Origin of the sequence: Massilia aurea, assembly GCF_014200505.1 — a bacterium.
GTDB lineage: Bacteria > Pseudomonadota > Gammaproteobacteria > Burkholderiales > Burkholderiaceae_D > Telluria > Telluria aurea_B.
The window spans coordinates 522,762-540,674 of sequence record NZ_JACHBX010000004.1 but is presented as its reverse complement, the minus strand read 5'-3'; the positions used below and the strand labels follow the sequence as shown (position 1 = coordinate 540,674).

Sequence of the window (17,913 nt, the reverse complement as noted above, 5' to 3'; positions counted from 1 at the left end):
ACCATGCGCGATACCGCTTTTGATGACACCCGTCCCGCCATGGGCAGTACCTGGCGCTTTCCATTGCTGCTGGCCTTGGTCCTGGCAGCGCTGCTGTCCCTGTTCAAGCCCTACTATGGCGGCGATGTCGTCGAATACTCGCTGGCCACGGTGGCCATCGCAGACCACGGGAGCCCTGATATCCGGCTGGAGGACATTGCGCGCGTACGCGCGCTGATCCCGGGGATGTTCACCGAACCATTCGACTGGCTCGAACGCGATATGCGCGCCGGTAACGAAAAAGTGTACCCCGCTTTTGTGCGTGGGGGCGACGGTGACGTGTTCACGGTGCACTTCTTCGGCTATTCGCTGCTGGCAGCACCGGCCTTCAAGCTGTTCGAGATGGTGGGGATCCCACCCTTCAAAGCCTTCCAGGCGGTGAACCTGGCGGCGATCTTCGTGCTCGGCCTGGCGCTGCGCCGTTTTTTTGGCAGTGAGCGCCAGGCCTGGATCGGCCTTGGCCTGTTCATGCTGTGCGGCGGGGCGCTTTACTGGCACTGGACCAGTCCCGAATGCGTCAGCGCGGCGGCCTTGCTGGCAGCCCTGCTGCTGTTTAACAGTGGTGCGATGCTCGCCGCCTGCCTGCTGGCCGGGCTGGCAGGCCAGCAGAATCCGACCATCGTGTTTTTCTTCGCGTTCGCGCCGTTACTGCGGATGTGGCTTGACTGGCAACCGGATACAGGCCTGGTTGCCAACGTGCGGCGCCAGATCAGTGTGAAACTGATCGTGGCGCTGGCCTGTGGCGTGGCCATGATCGGCCTGCCGCCACTGTTCAATCTGATCCAGTTCGGCACGCCGAACATCATCGCGCGCCTGTTCACCGATTCAGGCCACATCGGTATCGTGCGCCTGCTGTCGTTCTACTTTGACCTCAATCAGGGCATGATCGTCGGCATACCGGCTTTGTTGGCTGGCCTGCTGCTGTGGGTGTACAAGAGCAGGCGGCACATGGCCAGCGGCCTGGTGCTGGCACTGCTGTTCACGCTGGCGCTGGCATTGCCCTCGCTGGCCATCAATAACTGGAACTCGGGCGCAGCCGGTGTGATGCGCTATGCCTTCTGGGCCGCCATGCCACTGCTGTTTGTCTTTTGCGTATTACTGCGCGATACGCCACGCTGGCCGCGCGTGCTGGTCATCGGCGTGTTCGCCTGCCAGGCCGCGGCGATGGCGCATGCCGCCAGTTACAGTTACGTCAGCTTCAGCCCGGTGGTGGACAGCCTGCTTGGTGCAGCACCGCAACTGTATCATCCTGAACCGGAAATCTTCGCCGAGCGCGCGGGTGGCAACGACGACTACATCTGGCCCGACAAAATCTACACTTACGAACGCCATGGCGTGCTGATCAAGGCACTGATCAACGATGCCAACCCGCGCGCCGAAGAAACCTTGTGCGGGCGTGACAACGTCTTCGCGCCTGACCAGCAGATCACGCAGACAGCGCGCGGCTGGCGCTATGTGGACGGTCCACTCCGCTGCGTGCATGGCGGCTACACCCGCCACAACTTTGGCATCGACGCCCTGCGCGCCGGGCAGGCCTTGCGTCTTGAAGATGGCTGGTCGACACCCGAATCCGATGGCGTGGCGTGGCATGGCGTATGGTCGACCGGTGCGCGTTCGCGCCTGCGCATCAAGGTTGGGGGCACGCCGCTGGAAAGCGTCCACCTGACCGGCGCCTACCATGGCAGCAACCGCCAGACCCGGGTCAGCGTCAACGGCGTCGACCTCGGCTGGCATGCCCTCGACCGCGAAGGCGCGCTGCCTTTGCCTGCCAGCACACGCGGATCAGAACTCGTTATCGAACTAGAACACGCTTCGCCAAGCTCGCCCGGCCCGAGTGATGGACGTCTGCTGGCCTTCTTCCTGCGCGAGGTGAGCGTACGTCAACCATCGAAACCACAACCATGACAGTTCTCGACACCCAGGCACCATTTGCCGCAATCCCGGCCCCGGTCGCCAGTGCCGCTGGCCCCACCTCGATCGCCGTTGTCATTCCGAGCTACCGGGTCACGCGCCATATTCTGGGCGTCATCGCCGGCATTGGCCCGGAAGTCACGCGCATCTACGTCGTCGACGACAAATGCCCTGACGGGAGCGGCAACTACGTGCGTGAGCATTGCCGAGATGCACGCGTTACGGTGCTCGAACATGCCCAAAACCAGGGCGTTGGCGGCGCCGTCATGACCGGCTACCGCGCAGCAATTGCCGATGGCGCGGCGGTGATCGTCAAGCTCGATGGCGATGGCCAGATGGATGCTGCCCTGATCCCGATGTTCGTCGCCCCGATCCTGGCCGGCGAAGCCGACTACACCAAGGGCAACCGCTTCTTCGACCTGGAACGCATCGGCGAAATGCCGCCGGTACGCCTGTTTGGCAATGCCATGCTGTCGTTCATGACCAAGCTGTCATCGGGTTACTGGGACCTGTTCGACCCGACGAACGGCTATACGGCGATCCACGCCGATGCGGCGCGCTATTTACCATTCGACAAGATCAGCAAGCGTTACTTCTTTGAAAGCGACATGCTGTTTCGCCTCAACACATTGGGCGCGGTAGCGCTCGACGTGCCGATGGACGCGGTCTATGGCGACGAGGTCAGTAACCTGAAAGTGTCGACGGTGGTCACCGAGTTCGCTGCCAAGAACGTACGCAACTTTTTCAAACGCCTGTTCTACAACTACTATCTGCGCAACCTGTCGGTAGCATCGATCGAGCTGCCGGCTGGCGTATTGCTGACCGGCTTTGGCCTGATCTATGGTCTGAGGCACTGGATCAAATCGGCGCAGACCCATGCCGAAACCCCGGCCGGTACCGTGATGCTCGCAGCCTTGCCAGTGATGATGGGTGTGCAATTGATTCTGGCGTTCCTGAACTACGATATCGCCTCCGTGCCGCGTCGTCCCCTCCACAAGAAAACGCTGTTCCGGCGCCGCGCTCATGGTTGATGCAGCTTCGCTACGCCAGATGGCGCTGTATATCGCCGGTGGACTGCTGTGCGCCGGGATCGACATTGCTGTGATGCAGCTTCTGATCGGCAACGGCATGCACCACTCGGCCGCCGCCAGTGCCGGCTTCCTGTCCGGACTGGTGGTGAACTACACCTACCATAGCCGCCTGACTTTCAAGCAGGCAGCCACCAAATCCAATTTCGTGCGTTACATGTGCGTCGTGGGCGTCAATTACGTGCTGACCATCGCCTGTGTCGCGCTGGCAGTGTCGCTGATCGACAGTCCGTTGATAGGCAAGATCCTGTCGCTGCCGATAGTGGCAGTCAATGGCTACCTGCTCGGGCGCTACTGGATCTTCAAGTGACGCGCTCTGCCCCTATCGATTTCACCCCCAGTTTGCCAATGAAACAACGCATGCCAAAGTCTTCTCCCCTGCCGCTTGCCGGTCCACACCTGCACCGCTGGAACGTGTTGCTGTGTCTGGGTATGGCCGGCATCGGCTGGTTCCTGCTGCAGCGCATGCTGGGCCTGTATCCAGGCGTGTTCGCCGACGAGTGGTACTACAGCAAACTGGCGCGCCTGACGCCCTTGTCCGATGCGATCCTTCCTTCGTATCTCTACCTGTGGGCATTCAGCGCAACCAATCCATGCGGCGCCGGTTTCCTCGATTGCGCGCGCATTGGCAATACCCTTCTGTTCATCGCCGCCGCACCGTTCCTGTATTTGACGGCACGGCGTTTCATCGCGCCCGGCCCGGCCTGCGCGCTGGCCCTGCTCGCATTGCTCGCCCCGCTGAATCTGTACACGGCGTTCTTCATGCCCGAGGCAATGTTCTTCTTCGGTTTCGCAGTGCTCGGTTGGGCAGTCCTGGGCACGGGACACTGGACGGCATGGCGCCGCGGCGCGCTCGGCGGCATCATCCTCGGCCTGATGAGCCTGGTGAAAGTGCACGCCCTGTTTTTATTGCCGGCCCTGGCATTGTTCGTGTTTGCCGACAGCCGCGCACGCGACGGCCGGCTGTTGGCCGTGCAAGGCCTGGTCGCGGCGCTGATGGCGATCGCTACCTTCTTTGCCGTCAAGTTCGGACTCGGCTACCTGTTCGCCGGCGCAGCAGGCGTGTCGCTGTTCGGCAGCTTCTACAAATCCGGCGCCAGCTCGGCAGCCCAGCATTCCCTGCTGCAGCTGGCCGCGCCGTTGTGGATCAGCGCACGCGGCCACCTGATGGCGCTGGCGGTGGTCGTCGGTTTGCCACTGGCAGTGCTATTGCAGTTCGTTCTTGATCGTCATGCGCGCAGCGCCGACAGCAGGCTGACCAGGCTGTGGCTCTATGCGTTCCTGATGTTCGGTTCGGCGGTGGGCGTGGCCGCACTGTATACCGCGACGATCGCTTCGGCCGGCCCGGACGAGGGCATTCGCCTCCATTCGCGTTATTACAGCTTTGCCCTGCCGCTCCTGCTGCTGGCGGCGCTCGCACCAACGGTGGGCGCGCCTGACCGGCAGGCGCGCGCGCCAGGCACGAGGCTGCCACGCCTGCTCGTGGCACTGGTCGTGGCAGGGCTGATGCTGGCAGGCTGGTTCCTGCTGCCAGGCTATGCGATGCGCATCACCGACGGCCCCGAATTCACGATGCTGGCAACGATGCAGAGCGCGGAACACCTGCTGTTCGCGCTTGGCCTGGTGGTGCTGGGGCTGTGGGTGATGCGCCCGCGAGCAGCGACGTTGCTGTTCGTCTGCGTGATATTGCCGTTGATACTGCTGCGTGCTGGCCATGGAACCGGTGTGTATCTGAGGGGCCTGGCCGCCGCGGCCGCCGCGGACAGCGCAGGACGCGCCGCGCGCGCCGTGATCCCTGTCGATGAACTGGGTGCCGTCACGATCGTGGCAACCGACGCCGACCTGTTCCGGGTACAGTTTCAAATGGACGCTCCGGATGCATTGCTGATCAATCTGCCTCCGGCGGCCCCGGTGGAAGCCTACAAGCTGGCCTCAAGCAGCCGTTGGCTCGTGGTCTCGGGCGCGCGCGCCATTCCGCCGGGACTCCAGGCAGTGAGCGCCGGCAGCGATTGGCAGGTGGTTCGCCTGCCCCACAGCAACCGGCGCCTGGTGGCGACATTTGCGTTCAGCGCGCCCTTTGGCAATGGTCTGGTGCAGGCAGCCGACGGCCTGCCCAGTGCGGAGAGCTGGGGGCGCTGGTCAGAAGGCAAGGTGGTGCGGCTGCACCTCGACCGTCCGCTGCCGCCCCACGCAACCCTGATCCTCAAGGCCAATGCTTTTGGCGCCAATATCAACCAGTCATTCATCGCACGCGCCGGCAGCGCCAGCGCCACCTTCGAGCTTGGAAATGATCCGCGCGAAGTCGTACTGCAGCTCGAGACCGACGGCATGCAGCGGACGCTGGAGATCGAGGTACCGCACCCGCAACGCCCAAGCGAAGATGGCCTTTCGGTCGACACCCGCATGCTGGGGATCGCCCTGTCGACGCTGACGATCGAAGCGCCAGCGTCGGACTGACCTACCGGCGCTGCAGCGCCCTGGCCTGCTGCTCCTCGGCGAATTTTGCGCCGACATACAGGTCACCATCGTAGGAAAGATGGTTGGTGTCGCGATACAGCAGTTTGTTGTCGCGCTTGGCCAGGCAATGCTGTTCGTCACACAAGTACCTGGCTGGTTCAAAGGTCAGGACAGACGGGAATGCCTGCAGCACCGATGCAACGATCTTGTTGTGCCCCTGGACCGCCTTGTTGAAATCAGCGACGTCCATGGCGCAATCGCGATTCGTGGTCGAACTTGGTATTCCAGCCCGTTTGATGCAGGACCGTGGGTCAAAGTTCAGCGTCGGCACATCGTACAAATAAATGACTTCCTTGCCCGCGTCGCGCAACTGCTGCAACGTGGTGCGGAATTGCTCGATCAGCAGCCTGCCCTCGGGGGATTCGTCATTGTGCTTCAGGATCGTGGAGATGATGACGGTCTTGATACTCCTGGTCGACAGGACCAGCTCCAGCATCTGGGCCGTGGCTTCCTGATAAGGATCATTCAAGCCTGGCTGCACGCCGATGTAAGGAATCCGGGTACCGAAATACACGAGATTCTCGCCCTGCCCGGTATAGTATTTCATCAGACCGGCAACGACGTGATAGGCGTGACTGTCGCCAACCATGGCAATCGTTGGCGCATCATCGACGTGCGCCATCAGGCAGTACTCATAAATTGTGTCGAAGCCGTAGCGCTTCTTGCATGCTGCCGCATTCGCGACGTCTTCCACCAGAATCAGCGCTTTCTGGAAGTTCGCATTCTCGACAATGCCTGCGCGTGCCGGCATGCCATCGTTCTTGTACACCCATGCGCCAGCGGCGCCGACCACCACGACCAGGATGGCCAGGACGATCGCCACTGCCGGATGGCGTGCCCCGCGCCGACGGATCGGCTGCTCCACAAGCTTGTACGTCAGCCATGCGAGCACGATGGCGCCTGCCACGGCCGCCATCCGGATCTCCCGCGCCGGCACGCCCGACTCGACGATCTGCGCGTACGACAGCAACGGCCAGTGCCACAGGTACAAGGGGTAGCTGATCAGGCCGACCCAGACCAGTACACGGTTCGAGAGAATGACGCGGTTGACCCAGGCCTGCGGCCCGGCGGCAATCAGGCAGCCGGCGCCCAGCGTTGGCAGCAGTGCCCACCAGCCCGGAAACCCTTTACCGCCGCGCACCAGGACGCACGCCAGGACGATCAGTGCCAGACCGGCGAACGACAGCGCATTGCGGCCGCCCGGACTGTTCGAATCGAACAAGGGCTGGGTTTGCATCCCGCTGCCGTCGGCGGCAGGCCGGCGCATGCCTCCGAAAAACACCGAGACTTCCTGCAGCGACAAACAGGCCAGCATGGCGCCAATCAGCAATTCCCAGGCGCGGCTTGCAATGGAATAGAACGTCGCGCTCGGGAAGTGACGGATACCGCCGACATTGACCAGGAACGACAGCGCCAGCAGCGTCATCGTCAGCCAGAACAGATTGGCGCGGAAGCGGAACGCCAGTGCCAGCAGGATCGGCCAGAAAATATAGAACTGCTCTTCGATACCCAGCGACCAGAGGTGCAGCAGCGGCTTGGTTTCGGCGGCAGTGTCGAAATAGCCGACTTCAAACCACAGGAACACATTCGACAGGAAGGTCGAGCCGCCGACGATGTGCTTGCCCAGCATCTTGAATTCGTCCGGGAACAGTGCGACCCAGCCAAAGGCCAGCGTCGCACCCATCACCAGGATCAGGGCCGGGAAGATGCGCCTGGCGCGGCGCGCATAGAAATGCCCGTAGCTGAACGTCCTGGTCTCGAATTCGGTGATCAGAATCGTCGAAATCAGATAGCCGGAAATCACGAAGAAGATATCGACGCCAATGAAGCCGCCAGGGATCAGTGTGGGGAAAGCATGGAACAGGACGACGATGGCCACTGCAATGCCGCGCATGCCATCAATGTCTGCGCGATACGGCGAATGTTGAGCAGCGACGATTGCCTGACGATCAGTGTGCACGAGAACTCCGAGAGAAAATGCAGGTCAGAAAATAGCTTTAAGGCAAGATTATCGCATGGGGTGCTTGTTACCGAAAGGTATTTGCCTGCATGAGCCCCCAAGGTGAACGTTTTTGTGCGCTCACGAACGGAATCCTCTGCTATCCGACAGTTATATTAATTGCCATACTCCGAGATGCGTCTTCAGCATCTTGGCCTCCCACGCTCAAGGAAACGCATGGTACTCGGACCACCCAAGGACGACACGCTCAAGAAAGACCTCGATGTGCAAGGAGGCGGCCAGAGCCGCGGCGTACCGGCCGCCGGCCAGGTCGAGGGCAATGCCGTCAACCCGATGGGCCCGCCCGAGGACAATCCCGGTGTGAACCACTGGCAGGCCAGCTATATCGAGCATGGCGGCCTGGACGAGCGCGGCAATATCTTCTTCGCGGCCGTGGAAATGACCCGCATGCCGATGCTGATCACCGACCCGCGCCAGCCCGACAATCCGATCGTGTTCGCCAACGGCGCGTTCGAAGACCTGACAGGTTACACGCAAGAAGACATCCTCGGGCGCAACTGCCGCTTCCTGCAGGGCCCCGACACCGACCGCAACACCGTGGCCGAGCTGCGCCAGGCCGTCGCCGAGGCGCGCGCGGTGGCGGTCGACCTGCTGAACTACAAGGCTGACGGCACGCCGTTCTGGAATGCGCTGTTCTTCGGTCCGATCTTCGATAAGGAAGGACAGCTGCTGTTTTTCTTCGCCTCGCAGATGGACATCACCGAGCGCCGTACGACCCAGGAATCGTTCCTGCAGGCGCAGAAGATGGAAGCAATCGGCCAGCTGTCGGCTGGCATGGCGCACGATTTCAATAACCTGCTGCAAGTCATCAACGGCAACCTGGACGTGGCCCTCTTGGGCACCGAGCGCCAGCACAAGGCGCTCGAGCCGATCCGCCGCGCCCAGCGCGCGACGATGCAGGCGGCCAAGCTCACCCAGCAACTGCTGACCTTTGCACGCAAGCAGCGGCTCGAGCCGAAGCGCCTGAGCCTCAATAGCCTCGTGGTCGAGTTTTCCGACATGCTGGTGCGTACGCTGGGCGACAAGATCAACCTGCAGCTCGACCTCAAGCCGGGCTTGCCGGCCTGCACGATCGATCCGACCAACCTCGAAATGGCGCTGCTCAACGTGGTGCTCAATGCACGCGATGCGATGCCGGGTGGCGGCGGCGTGAAGGTTGGCACCACCGTGCTGTCCGAAGAGCGGCGCCGCCAGCTGGGCCTGCGCGCCGGCGACTATGTCTGCATCTGCGTGGTCGACGAAGGCCAGGGCATGACGCCCGACGTGCGGCGCCGCGCGACCGAGCCGTTCTTCACCACCAAGGGACCGGGCACGGGGCTGGGCCTGGCGATGGTCCACGGTTTCGTGCAGCAGTCGCATGGCCGCCTGGACATCGACAGCGAACCGGGGCGCGGCACACAGGTGCGCATGATCTTCCGCGTGGCAGATCAGGCCGAGGGCACTGAGGATGCGAGCACAACGGCGCAGGGACCCGGCGCCGATGGCAAGCGACGCTGCCGCATCCTGGTGGTCGAAGACAATGTCGACGTGCGCGAACTGGCCGAGGCGATGCTGCAGATGGCGGAGTATGACGTGGTGGCCGCGCCCAGCGGCGAGCGCGCGCTCGAGATTCTCGATGCCGACCAGGGGTTTGACCTGCTGTTCACCGATGTGATCATGCCGGGAGGAATGAACGGACTGGAGCTGATCGAGCGCGTGCACGCCCGGCTGCCCGAGATGCCGGTGCTGGTCACGACCGGCTATATGGAACAATTGCCGGGCTCGGACATGCGCAGCGACGGCCTGAACGTGCTGGCCAAGCCGTACCAGCATCAGGACTTGCTGGACCGGATCAAGGCGGCGTTGAAGCGCGCGCCTTGACGTTGGTTTGAACGCGTGGACGGGAAACCCGTCCACCCTACGGTAATGCAGCGGTAGGGTGGACGGCTATGCCGTCCACGCGTTCAGATTCATGTAATGTTCGTTGAACCCGTCCACGCGAACCAATGGTTACTTCGGCCCGCCGCCCAGCAGGAACGCCAGCTTCTGCTTGCCCGGTTTGGCCGGTGCGTTGACCGGATCGGGCTCCTTGCGCGGGCTGCTGGTTGGCTCGTAAGGCTTCAGGAACCATGGATCGATGCGCTCACGGCGCGAACCCGGGCCGGGTCCGGTGCGCGGCGTGCGTGGCGCGCCACGGCCGGCTTCGGCGTCGCGGCGCGGCCCCCGTTCGGTATCGCGTGGCGCTGCTGCATCGCGGCTGCCATCGCGCACGAATTCTCGGCTGGCGTCGCGTGGTGGACGGGCGGACTCTCGGCCCGAATCGCGGCCAAATTCGCGACCACCAGCAGCATCACGGCCACGGCTGGCCGGCGCAACGAACCCGTCGAGCGTGCCGCGCGTGATCGTCTGCTTGATCAGCTTTTCGATGTCGAGCAGCAGGCGCTCGTCTTTTTCGGAATACACCGACAGCGCATCGCCCGAAGCGCCCGCGCGGCCGGTGCGGCCGATCCGGTGCACGTAGTCTTCAGCGTTGTACGGCAGGTCGTAGTTGATCACGGCCGGCAGGTCGGTGATGTCCAGGCCGCGGGCGGCGACGTCGGTCGCGACCAGCACTTCGACACCGCCATCCTTGAACGCGTCCAGGGCGGCCATGCGCTCCTGCTGCGTCTTGTCGCCGTGGATCGCCGAGGCCTTGATGCCACGCTTTTCGAGGTGCGTCGACAGGCGCGAGGCGCCGATCTTGGTGTTCGAGAAGATGATCACCTGCTTGAGGTTGCGCGAGCGGATCAGGTGCTCGACGACATCGCTCTTCTGGCCTTCTTCGACCTTGTAGACGATCTGCGTGACCTTGTCGGCGGTGGCATTGCTGCGCGCGACTTCGATGGTCAGCGGATTGTTCAGGAAGGTGTTGGCCAGCTTTTTGATCTCGGGCGAGAACGTGGCCGAGAACATCAGGTTCTGGCGCTGCTTCGGCAGCAGGTTGATGATGCGCTGCAGGTCGGGCAAAAAGCCCATGTCGAGCATGCGGTCGGCTTCGTCCATCACCAGCATCTGCACCTGGCCGAGGCTGACGTTCTTTTGCTCGATGTGGTCCAGCAGGCGACCCGGCGTGGCGATGACGATCTCGACGCCACCGCGCAGGATTTCGGTCTGCGGCTTCATGTCCATGCCGCCAAAGACGACGGTGGCGCGCAGCGGCGTGTGCTTGGCGTAGGCCTTGACGTTTTCGGCGACCTGCACCGCCAGTTCGCGGGTCGGCACGAGGATCAGCGCGCGCACCGGGTGGCGCGCCGGCGACATGCTCGGGTTGGCATGCTGCATCAGCAGCTGGATGATCGGCAGCGAGAAGCCGGCCGTCTTGCCGGTGCCGGTCTGGGCCGCGCCCATGACGTCACGGCCCTGCAGCACGACAGGAATGGCTTCGGCCTGGATCGGCGTCGGGTGCACATAGCCCTGGTCCGTCAGCGCGCGCAGGATTTCCGGCGCCAGGCCGAAATCGGCAAAGCGCACGACCGGGACGGCGTCGGCAGCGACCAGCACGTCCACGTCTGGCGTGACAGCGACTTCGGTATTGTTCGGGGTATCAGACATAGTTTTTTCGGGAAATCATTCGTTCAGCTCTACGATCGGGCAGGTTGGCCCATCGCGATCGGCAGTACGCAGCGAGGGGTGACAACGGAAACCGGACGCCGGCGCAAGGCGGCGGGACCGGAAGATTGGCCTGCAAGCGGGCCGGAGAAAGCGGACGTAGAGACACTTTTAGCGGGTGACAAGATACCCGAAATCGGCAACCCTGTATATGCCCGCCACTTTTTTAAGCAGTTTATCAGAAGAAACAGCAGGAAGCGTGCAGCGCGCGGCGGGACCATCCTCACCGGATCCAGCCGCGTTGCTGGGCGGCGCGTTCGGCGGCCGGGTCGAGCGCATTGCCGGCGATGCGGGCCTCGATGGCGGCGCGCACGGCAGGCGGCGGAATGCTGCCGTCGAGCCAGGCGGCGCCGGCCGTGCCCTGGGACAGGACCGGAATCGTCCAGCGCCCACGGCGCAGGCAGGCCAGGCCGGCGGTGGTGTCGACCACGAAGCTGCGGCAATAGCCGCCATCCTTGGCCACGAACGTGATCCCGATGCGCACGCCGCTGTCGGACGGGCCCGGCGTGGCCAGTTGCTCGGCCAGGGCCGTCACCAGCGCACCGCGCGCGATCAGCACGCCATTGTCATGGTCGAGCACGGCCACGCCGGTGCCCTGCCCCAGGTGATGCCAGCCGACCGCGCCCAGTATGGCGCTGCCGAGCAACGCCGCAGCCAGCGTCACCCAGTGCAGGCCGACGACGCGGTTGGGCGCGGGCGCTTGCGGCATCGGCATCGGGCGCCCGGGGCGCAGGCTGTTCAGGTGTACCACCTTGGCCCCGTGCGGCACCGCGCGCTGCGCGCTGGGACCGCCATCGTGGCCATTGGCCGAGACCCCGATGCTGCGCCCGTCCCCGCTGCGCAGTTCGGCCCGATGCTGCGCCACGCGCGCCGCCAGGACCGGATCGGCCCGCGCAGCCCGTTCGACCGCCGCACGCGCCGGCTCGGCAAGGTCGCCGTTGATGTACGCAATGAGCAGGTCGTCCGAGAATGTCATGCTGGCTGAACCCCGATGAGCGGCTAGGAAGTGATCAACCCATGTTCGTCGAGGACATCGTGCAGCAGTTCAAGCCGGATCACGGGGTTATCAAGCATCAGCATATTGTGCTTTTGCTGGTTGGGCAATGGCAATAGCTCACACCAGCGATTGGCGACCCAGCCACAGTCGTCCAGCCGGAACGGCGGCTGCACCGGCCAGCGGTGCTGCGGGACTTCGTGCAGCGAATTGAGCACGCGGTCGAGCGCATCGGCGGCGCCCTGCAGCTCGGACGGAATGCGCACGATCTGGTCATCTTCGGCCAGTTCGGCTTCGGCCACCCACAGCCCGTTGACACGCTGCTCGGCAGTAACGACATTGAAACGCGCCCCGCCACGGCACAGCACTTGCAGCAGGCCCGGGGTTTCGGCGGTGGTTTCGGTAACCGAGGCGATGGTGCCGGCGGCCACGAAGCGCTCTTGCTGGGCATCGGCTTTGCGCACCTCGTGGCCGCTGGTGAGCAAAACGACGCCGAACGGCGTGCCGTCGACGATGCAACGGCTGATCATGTCGAGGTAGCGTACCTCGAACACCTGCAGCGGCAGCACCCCGTCCGGAAACAGCACCGTACTGAGCGGGAACAGTGGCATGGAAATCGTCGACATGGGTTCATGATGACAGAATCGTCGCCAACACGGGACACGATTGCCCGGGCCCACGGCTGCTGCGGATCACCCTGCCTTTGGGGCCCCGCCGCAGCTCATCAGTCCTGCGGCGAGCGCAGCGGCAGGTAGCGCACCCACTGGCGCAGGCTGCCCAGGCGCCAGACCAGGCGCGCCCAGCCGGGGCCGGGTGCGGTCACCACGCGCACGCGCACCACCTTGCCCAGCACCGGCGGGCACACGTACTCGAACACGCCCTCGTCACTGAATGGCAGGCGCACGTCGCGCCCGGGCGCGATCTTGAGCGGACCGAATACGATCGGCACCCGGTCGCTGTTGCGTAGAAGCAGCACATCCTGCACGCCACGCGTCAGGCGGATTTCGCCAGGGACGGCCATGCCACTGACCGTCACGCCGGGTGGAAACGCCAGGAGTAACTGGTGACTGCGGCCCTTGACCGGCGCCAGCATGCTCCACAGCACGACCAGGCCAAGCACTGCAGCCAGCACCGTCAATGGCAGATAGCGATACAGGAATTGCCTCATACCGCACCCGCATACTTACAACAAAGAAGATTCCGGCTAGAATGTTTCATAAAATAAATTAACAGCGACGAGCCCGATTGGCAGCTCATTAACAAATTAGCAAAGTTGCGTGCGCCCCATGAATGCGAGGGTGCGTATCCTGTGGTGACCCTACCGCTCCCATCTACTGCGCCACCACGGCTGCACTACACAAGGACATGCAGCACACCCCTCTCCGCCCTCCTGCCTCACCGCCGCCGCCCGCCGCCGGCCACGCGCCACTGTTGATGGCGCTGCTGGTGTTCGTGCTGACGCTGCTGGTGACCTGGGCGGCCTGGGCGAGCGCGCAGCGCAGTGCCGAGGCGCAGCTGCGCGAAGCCTTCGATTATCGCACCCGCGCGATGACCTACAACATCAGCCGGCGCATGCTCGTCTACGAGCAGGTGCTGCAAAGCGCGCGCGGGTTCCTGCGCGGCTCGGTCGACCTGCCGCGCGCCGTGTTCGGCGAGTATTACCAGAGCCTGGACCTGGTGCAGAATTTCCCCGGCATCGGCGCGCTCGGCATCGCCACGCGGCTGGCGCCCGGCGACGTGGCGGCGCACGAGGCGCAGGTGCGCGCCGATGGCTTTCCCGATTACCGTGTTCAACCAGCGCCGGGCGACCCGGCGTCGGGCGCGCTGCTCGCGGTGATCTCGCACATCGAGCCGTTCAATGCGCGCAACCTGCGCGCGTTCGGTTTCGACATGGCCAGCGAACCGGCGCGCCGCGCGGCCCTGCTGGCAGCGCGCGACAGCGGTCAGGCGACCCTGAGCGGCAAGGTGGTGCTGGTGCAGGAAGACGATGGCAGCGCCGAATCCGGGGTGCTGATGTACCTGCCCGTGTATCGCACGGGCCGCCTGACCGACGACACCGCACAGCGCCGCGCCGCGCTGACCGGCTGGATCTATGCGCCGTTTCGCATGAATGACCTGATGCGCCGCGTGGGCGGCGTGAGCGCGCTGGACCTCGACGTCACGATCCACGATGGCGACACCAGCTCACCGGCCACGCTGCTGTACGAGTCGGCCGGCGTCGCCACGCACACGGCGCCGCGCCTGTCCACGACCACCCGGATGATGATCGCGGGCCGCGTCTGGACCGTGCGGATGGGTTCCGGCACCACGCTGGAAGCCACGCTCGACACCGCCCGCCCGCGCATGATCGCCATCGCCGGCGTCGTGCTCGGTGCACTTGCCAGCCTGATCGTCTGGCTGCTGGCCAGCTCGCGCCGGCGCGCGCTGGAACTGGCGCATGCCATGACGCTCGAATTGCGCGAGTCGCACGATCGCATCGCCGCTGACGGCCGCCGTACCCGCGTGATCCTCGAAACTGCCTACGACGGCTTTGTCGCGCTCGACCGCCAGGGGCGCGTGACCGACTGGAACGCGCAGGCGTCGCAGATCTTCGGCATGGAAGCCGAAGACGCCATCGGCCGCCCGGCCGAGGAATTGCTGCCTGCCGAAGGCCATGCAGCCTTCCGCAACGCGTTCGATGCGTTTGCCAAAAGTGGCGTGGGCCCGCTGCCGGGCCAGCCGGCCGAAACCGAGGTGCTGCACACGAGCGGCCGGCGCGTGCCGGTCGAACTGGCGGTGGCGCTGTTGCCGCCGTCGGACGGCGCCGGCGCCACCGTGTTCGTGCGCGACATCACGTCGCGCCGCGCCGCCGAGGAACGCGAACTGCAGCGCCAGGCGCGCCTGGTCGAAGCGCGCATGGCACTGCACCGTGCGCAAAAGCTCGAAGCGGTGGGCAAGCTGACGGGCGGCGTGGCGCACGACTTCAACAATATCCTGCACATCATCAGCGCCAACGTGCAGCTGATGCTGCGCGCCGATGGCCCGCCCACGCGCAAGCGCCTGCACAACGTGCTCGATGCGGTCGAACGCGGCTCGAAGCTGGCCGGCCAGCTGCTCGCGTTCGCACGGCGCCAGCCGCTGCACCCGAGCGTGGTCAACGTGGCCGAGCTGCTCGACCGTAGCGACAGCCTGCTGCAGCGCGCCGCCAGCGATGCCGTCAAGCTCGAGCGCAGCAGTGCGCCCGACCTGTGGCCGACGCTGGTCGACCCGAACCAGCTCGAGCATGTGCTGCTCAACCTGATCATCAATGCACGCGATGCAATGGAAGGCGGCGGCCACATCGCGCTGCGCCTGGAGAACGTGACGATCAGCACCGCCGCCGGCCAGCTCGATGCCGAGCTGGCGCCGGGCGACTACGTGATGATCACGGTAGCCGACACGGGCCACGGCATGCCGCCCGAGGTGATGGAGCACGCATTCGAGCCATTCTTCACCACCAAGCCGGAAGGCAAAGGCACGGGACTGGGACTGTCGATGGCGCACGGCTTCGTGCGCCAGAGCGGCGGGCAGATCCGGCTGGCGAGCAAGCCGGGTGCCGGCACCACGGTAACGATCTACCTGCCGCGCCACACGGCGCATGCGCTGCCGACGCAGGCGGCGCCAGACATGGGCGCGCTGCTGTGATGCCGGCCGCCGGCTGTCAGCCGACGCGGGTGCGGTAGCTGCCCGAGATCCGGTTGCGCCCGTGCGCCTTGGCGTCGTACATCGCCAGGTCGGCGCAGTGCAGCAGCACTTCGCCATCGTCGCCGCAATCGGGATACATGGCGTAACCAATGCTGCCGGAGATATTCAGTTCGCGCGGGCCGTCGATGAACGGTTGCTCCAGGCAGGCCAGGATGGCGGCGGCCACGCGCTCGGTGTCCTGGGCCTGCGCGCAGCGCGGCAGCAGCACGGCGAATTCGTCGCCGCCCACCCGCGCAAGCGTGTCCGATTCACGCAGCACCCCGCGCACGCGCTCGGCCACCATGCACAGCAGACGATCGCCCACCGCGTGGCCGTAGGTGTCGTTGACTGGCTTGAACTTGTCGAGGTCAAAATAGATCAGGCCCACCTTGTGGCCGTCGCGCGCCGCAACCCGGATCGCCTGGCGCATGCGGTCGTCGAGCAGCACGCGGTTGGGCAGCTTGGTCAGCGGGTCTTCATGCGCCATGCGCCGCATGCGCTCTTCTTCCTGCTTGCGCGCGTCAATGTTCGAGAAGGTGCCAACCATGCGCAGCGGTTCATTGCGCTCGCCCCGCTCGGTAACGGTGCCACGTGCCTCGATCCAGCGCCAGCTGCCATCGCGCATGCGGATCCGGTGCACCATCGCGTAGTCGGGCGTGATGCCCTCGATATGGTCGCGCAAGGCTGCGCGCACGGCCCCGAATTCGTCCGGATGCACCAGCTCGGCCAGGCCATTGCTGCCAAACCACGAGACGGTCGCATGTTCGCTGTCGAGGATGCGCTGCGCACTGGGCGAGAGCAGCGCCGTGCCTTGCGTGATGTCGCAATCCCAGACGCCATCGCCGGCAGCGTTCAGCGCCAGCTTCCAGCGCGCCTCGGCCGCCGCCAGCGCCCTGAGCGCGCGCCGGCGTCGGTCGGCAGCGCCGATTGCCGCCCACCCCAGCAGACCCAGCACGAGCGAGACGACCACGCCCACATTGCGCATCATCGCGCTTTGCTGGGTGAAGCGCGCCTCGGCGTCGTGGACGGCCTGGCCGACCGTGACCACCAGGCCGTAATCCGGCATCTTGTACCAGGCAAAGATACGGTCGATACCGTCGAGTACGCTGACCTTGCGGAACATGCCGCTGATACCTTTGGCGCGAATATGCGGCGCCTGCGCCATGTTGACGCCCATATAACGTTCGCCGTCCGGGAGCGAGCTGCGCGCGATGATGGTGCCATCCAGGCGCATCAGGCTGACAGCGGCATCCGGCCCCAGATCGATACTGTTGTAAAAGCGCAGGAAATACGACGGCGGCACCGCAGCAGCAATCACGCCCGTCAGGCGCCCGCCGGCATCGCGGATCGGGCGCGTAAACTGGACCGACCACTGCCCGCTGACACGATGTCTCTCGGGGCGGCCGACATACAACCGGTCGCCGGCCTGCGTGCGGTGGATGGCGAACTCGGGCAACTCTCCCAGCGCCAGCCCTGGCGGGCCCGCACCATCATTCGTGTACAGCAGACGGCCACCCGCATCGGTGACGGTGAAATGGATGGGCATGCGCAGATGGCGCGCGTGTTCGGCCACGCCCTGGGCGAAATCAGCCGGGTCGCGCTGCCACGTACCGCGCAGCTGGACCAGCGACAAATCGATCAGCCCGACGGTGGCCTTGACCTCTTCCGAAAACGCGCGCGACAGGTTCTGGACATTGCTCTTGCCGCCGGCTTCGGCCAGCTCGGCAAAGCGCGCCTGTTCGACGGCGACCAGGCCCCAGACGACTAGCAGCATGAGCGCCAGGTACAGCAGCAGGTGGCGCAGCACGCGGCGCTTGACGTAGCCGCCGAACACGGCCACGGAAGAGTGGGACGACATGGGATAAGGCATGGAAGACGGCCGGATCGAGCCAGGCAACAGATGGACAGCACATGGAATGGATAGCCGGGCGTCAAAACAATTCCTGGTCCTGCCAAATAAACGCGCCCGTCGTTGGACTGGACATTATACTGACTTCTGCGTTAAAAGTTGCAAA

General features: G+C 64.7%; 12 protein-coding genes. 6 read left to right on the top strand and 6 right to left on the bottom strand.

The genetic code is table 11. The features are described from left to right. The first annotated feature begins 3 nt into the window (after nt 1-3). The 4 genes from HD842_RS19495 to HD842_RS19480 are packed head-to-tail and all read left to right on the top strand — an operon-like array spanning nt 4 to nt 5,495. Complete coding sequence (locus tag HD842_RS19495) at nt 4-1,944, top strand: hypothetical protein (RefSeq protein ID WP_183556399.1); 1,941 nt, start codon at nt 4-6, stop codon at nt 1,942-1,944. After that, a complete protein-coding gene (locus HD842_RS19490; RefSeq protein ID WP_183556398.1) occupies nt 1,941-2,981 on the top strand; it encodes a glycosyltransferase family 2 protein in 1,041 nt (346 codons plus the stop codon). Before HD842_RS19495 ends, HD842_RS19490 begins: the two co-directional genes overlap by 4 nt. Next, nucleotides 2,974-3,348 carry a GtrA family protein gene (locus HD842_RS19485; protein WP_183556397.1) on the top strand — a complete coding sequence of 125 codons (375 nt, stop codon included), beginning with the start codon at nt 2,974-2,976 and terminating at the stop codon, nt 3,346-3,348. The genes HD842_RS19490 and HD842_RS19485 overlap by 8 nt, the downstream gene beginning before the upstream one ends. Before the next feature lie 50 nt (nt 3,349-3,398). After that, nucleotides 3,399-5,495: a DUF7024 domain-containing protein gene (locus HD842_RS19480; protein ID WP_183556396.1), complete on the top strand. Its 2,097-nt coding sequence runs from the start codon at nt 3,399-3,401 to the stop codon at nt 5,493-5,495. Between the two features lies 1 nt (nt 5,496). On the opposite strand, the gene HD842_RS24490 is transcribed toward HD842_RS19480, so the two are convergent. Beyond that, nucleotides 5,497-7,515 (bottom strand): acyltransferase family protein, encoded by a 2,019-nt coding sequence (locus HD842_RS24490; protein ID WP_370660859.1) that lies wholly within the window; start codon nt 7,513-7,515, stop codon nt 5,497-5,499. Between the two features lie 216 nt (nt 7,516-7,731). Between HD842_RS24490 and HD842_RS19470 the strand changes: the two genes are divergently transcribed. Continuing rightward, nucleotides 7,732-9,435, top strand: a complete 1,704-nt coding sequence (locus HD842_RS19470; RefSeq protein WP_183556395.1) for a PAS domain-containing protein — start codon at nt 7,732-7,734, stop codon at nt 9,433-9,435. A gap of 129 nt (nt 9,436-9,564) precedes the next feature. Here HD842_RS19470 and HD842_RS19465 read toward each other — a convergent pair whose 3' ends face one another. The 4 genes from HD842_RS19465 to HD842_RS19450 all read right to left on the bottom strand — a co-directional run bounded on the left by HD842_RS19465 (nt 9,565) and on the right by HD842_RS19450 (nt 13,364). Further along, nucleotides 9,565-11,145 carry a DEAD/DEAH box helicase gene (locus HD842_RS19465; protein WP_183556394.1) on the bottom strand — a complete coding sequence of 527 codons (1,581 nt, stop codon included), beginning with the start codon at nt 11,143-11,145 and terminating at the stop codon, nt 9,565-9,567. 280 nt (nt 11,146-11,425) lie between these two features. After that, the gene (locus tag HD842_RS19460; protein WP_183556393.1) at nt 11,426-12,178 is read right to left on the bottom strand and encodes a hypothetical protein; all 753 of its coding nucleotides are present in this window, start codon (nt 12,176-12,178) and stop codon (nt 11,426-11,428) included. 23 nt (nt 12,179-12,201) lie between these two features. Further along, nucleotides 12,202-12,822 carry an LON peptidase substrate-binding domain-containing protein gene (locus tag HD842_RS19455; protein ID WP_183556392.1) on the bottom strand — a complete coding sequence of 207 codons (621 nt, stop codon included), beginning with the start codon at nt 12,820-12,822 and terminating at the stop codon, nt 12,202-12,204. A 98-nt stretch (nt 12,823-12,920) separates the two neighbouring features. Continuing rightward, nucleotides 12,921-13,364 (bottom strand): hypothetical protein, encoded by a 444-nt coding sequence (locus HD842_RS19450; protein WP_183556391.1) that lies wholly within the window; start codon nt 13,362-13,364, stop codon nt 12,921-12,923. A gap of 197 nt (nt 13,365-13,561) precedes the next feature. On the opposite strand from HD842_RS19450, the gene HD842_RS19445 reads away from it, so the two are divergent. Continuing rightward, nucleotides 13,562-15,859 carry a CHASE domain-containing protein gene (locus tag HD842_RS19445; RefSeq protein WP_229424836.1) on the top strand — a complete coding sequence of 766 codons (2,298 nt, stop codon included), beginning with the start codon at nt 13,562-13,564 and terminating at the stop codon, nt 15,857-15,859. A gap of 16 nt (nt 15,860-15,875) precedes the next feature. On the opposite strand, the gene HD842_RS19440 is transcribed toward HD842_RS19445, so the two are convergent. After that, nucleotides 15,876-17,756 (bottom strand): bifunctional diguanylate cyclase/phosphodiesterase, encoded by a 1,881-nt coding sequence (locus tag HD842_RS19440; protein WP_229424835.1) that lies wholly within the window; start codon nt 17,754-17,756, stop codon nt 15,876-15,878. Between the last annotated feature and the right edge of the window lie 157 nt (nt 17,757-17,913).

Excerpts from the sequence above, each read along its gene's own strand:
- HD842_RS19465 (WP_183556394.1), bottom strand. The coding sequence starts at position 11,145 with ATGTCTGATACCCCGAACAATACCGAAGTCGCTGTCACGCCAGACGTG.
- HD842_RS19480 (WP_183556396.1), top strand. The coding sequence starts at position 3,399 with ATGCCAAAGTCTTCTCCCCTGCCGCTTGCCGGTCCACACCTGCACCGC.
- HD842_RS19495 (WP_183556399.1), top strand. The coding sequence starts at position 4 with ATGCGCGATACCGCTTTTGATGACACCCGTCCCGCCATGGGCAGTACC.
- HD842_RS19490 (WP_183556398.1), top strand. The coding sequence starts at position 1,941 with ATGACAGTTCTCGACACCCAGGCACCATTTGCCGCAATCCCGGCCCCG.
- HD842_RS19470 (WP_183556395.1), top strand. The coding sequence starts at position 7,732 with ATGGTACTCGGACCACCCAAGGACGACACGCTCAAGAAAGACCTCGAT.
- HD842_RS19450 (WP_183556391.1), bottom strand. The coding sequence starts at position 13,364 with ATGAGGCAATTCCTGTATCGCTATCTGCCATTGACGGTGCTGGCTGCA.
- HD842_RS19455 (WP_183556392.1), bottom strand. The coding sequence starts at position 12,822 with ATGTCGACGATTTCCATGCCACTGTTCCCGCTCAGTACGGTGCTGTTT.
- HD842_RS19485 (WP_183556397.1), top strand. The coding sequence starts at position 2,974 with ATGGTTGATGCAGCTTCGCTACGCCAGATGGCGCTGTATATCGCCGGT.
- HD842_RS19445 (WP_229424836.1), top strand. The coding sequence starts at position 13,562 with ATGCAGCACACCCCTCTCCGCCCTCCTGCCTCACCGCCGCCGCCCGCC.
- HD842_RS19460 (WP_183556393.1), bottom strand. The coding sequence starts at position 12,178 with ATGACATTCTCGGACGACCTGCTCATTGCGTACATCAACGGCGACCTT.
- HD842_RS19440 (WP_229424835.1), bottom strand. The coding sequence starts at position 17,756 with ATGTCGTCCCACTCTTCCGTGGCCGTGTTCGGCGGCTACGTCAAGCGC.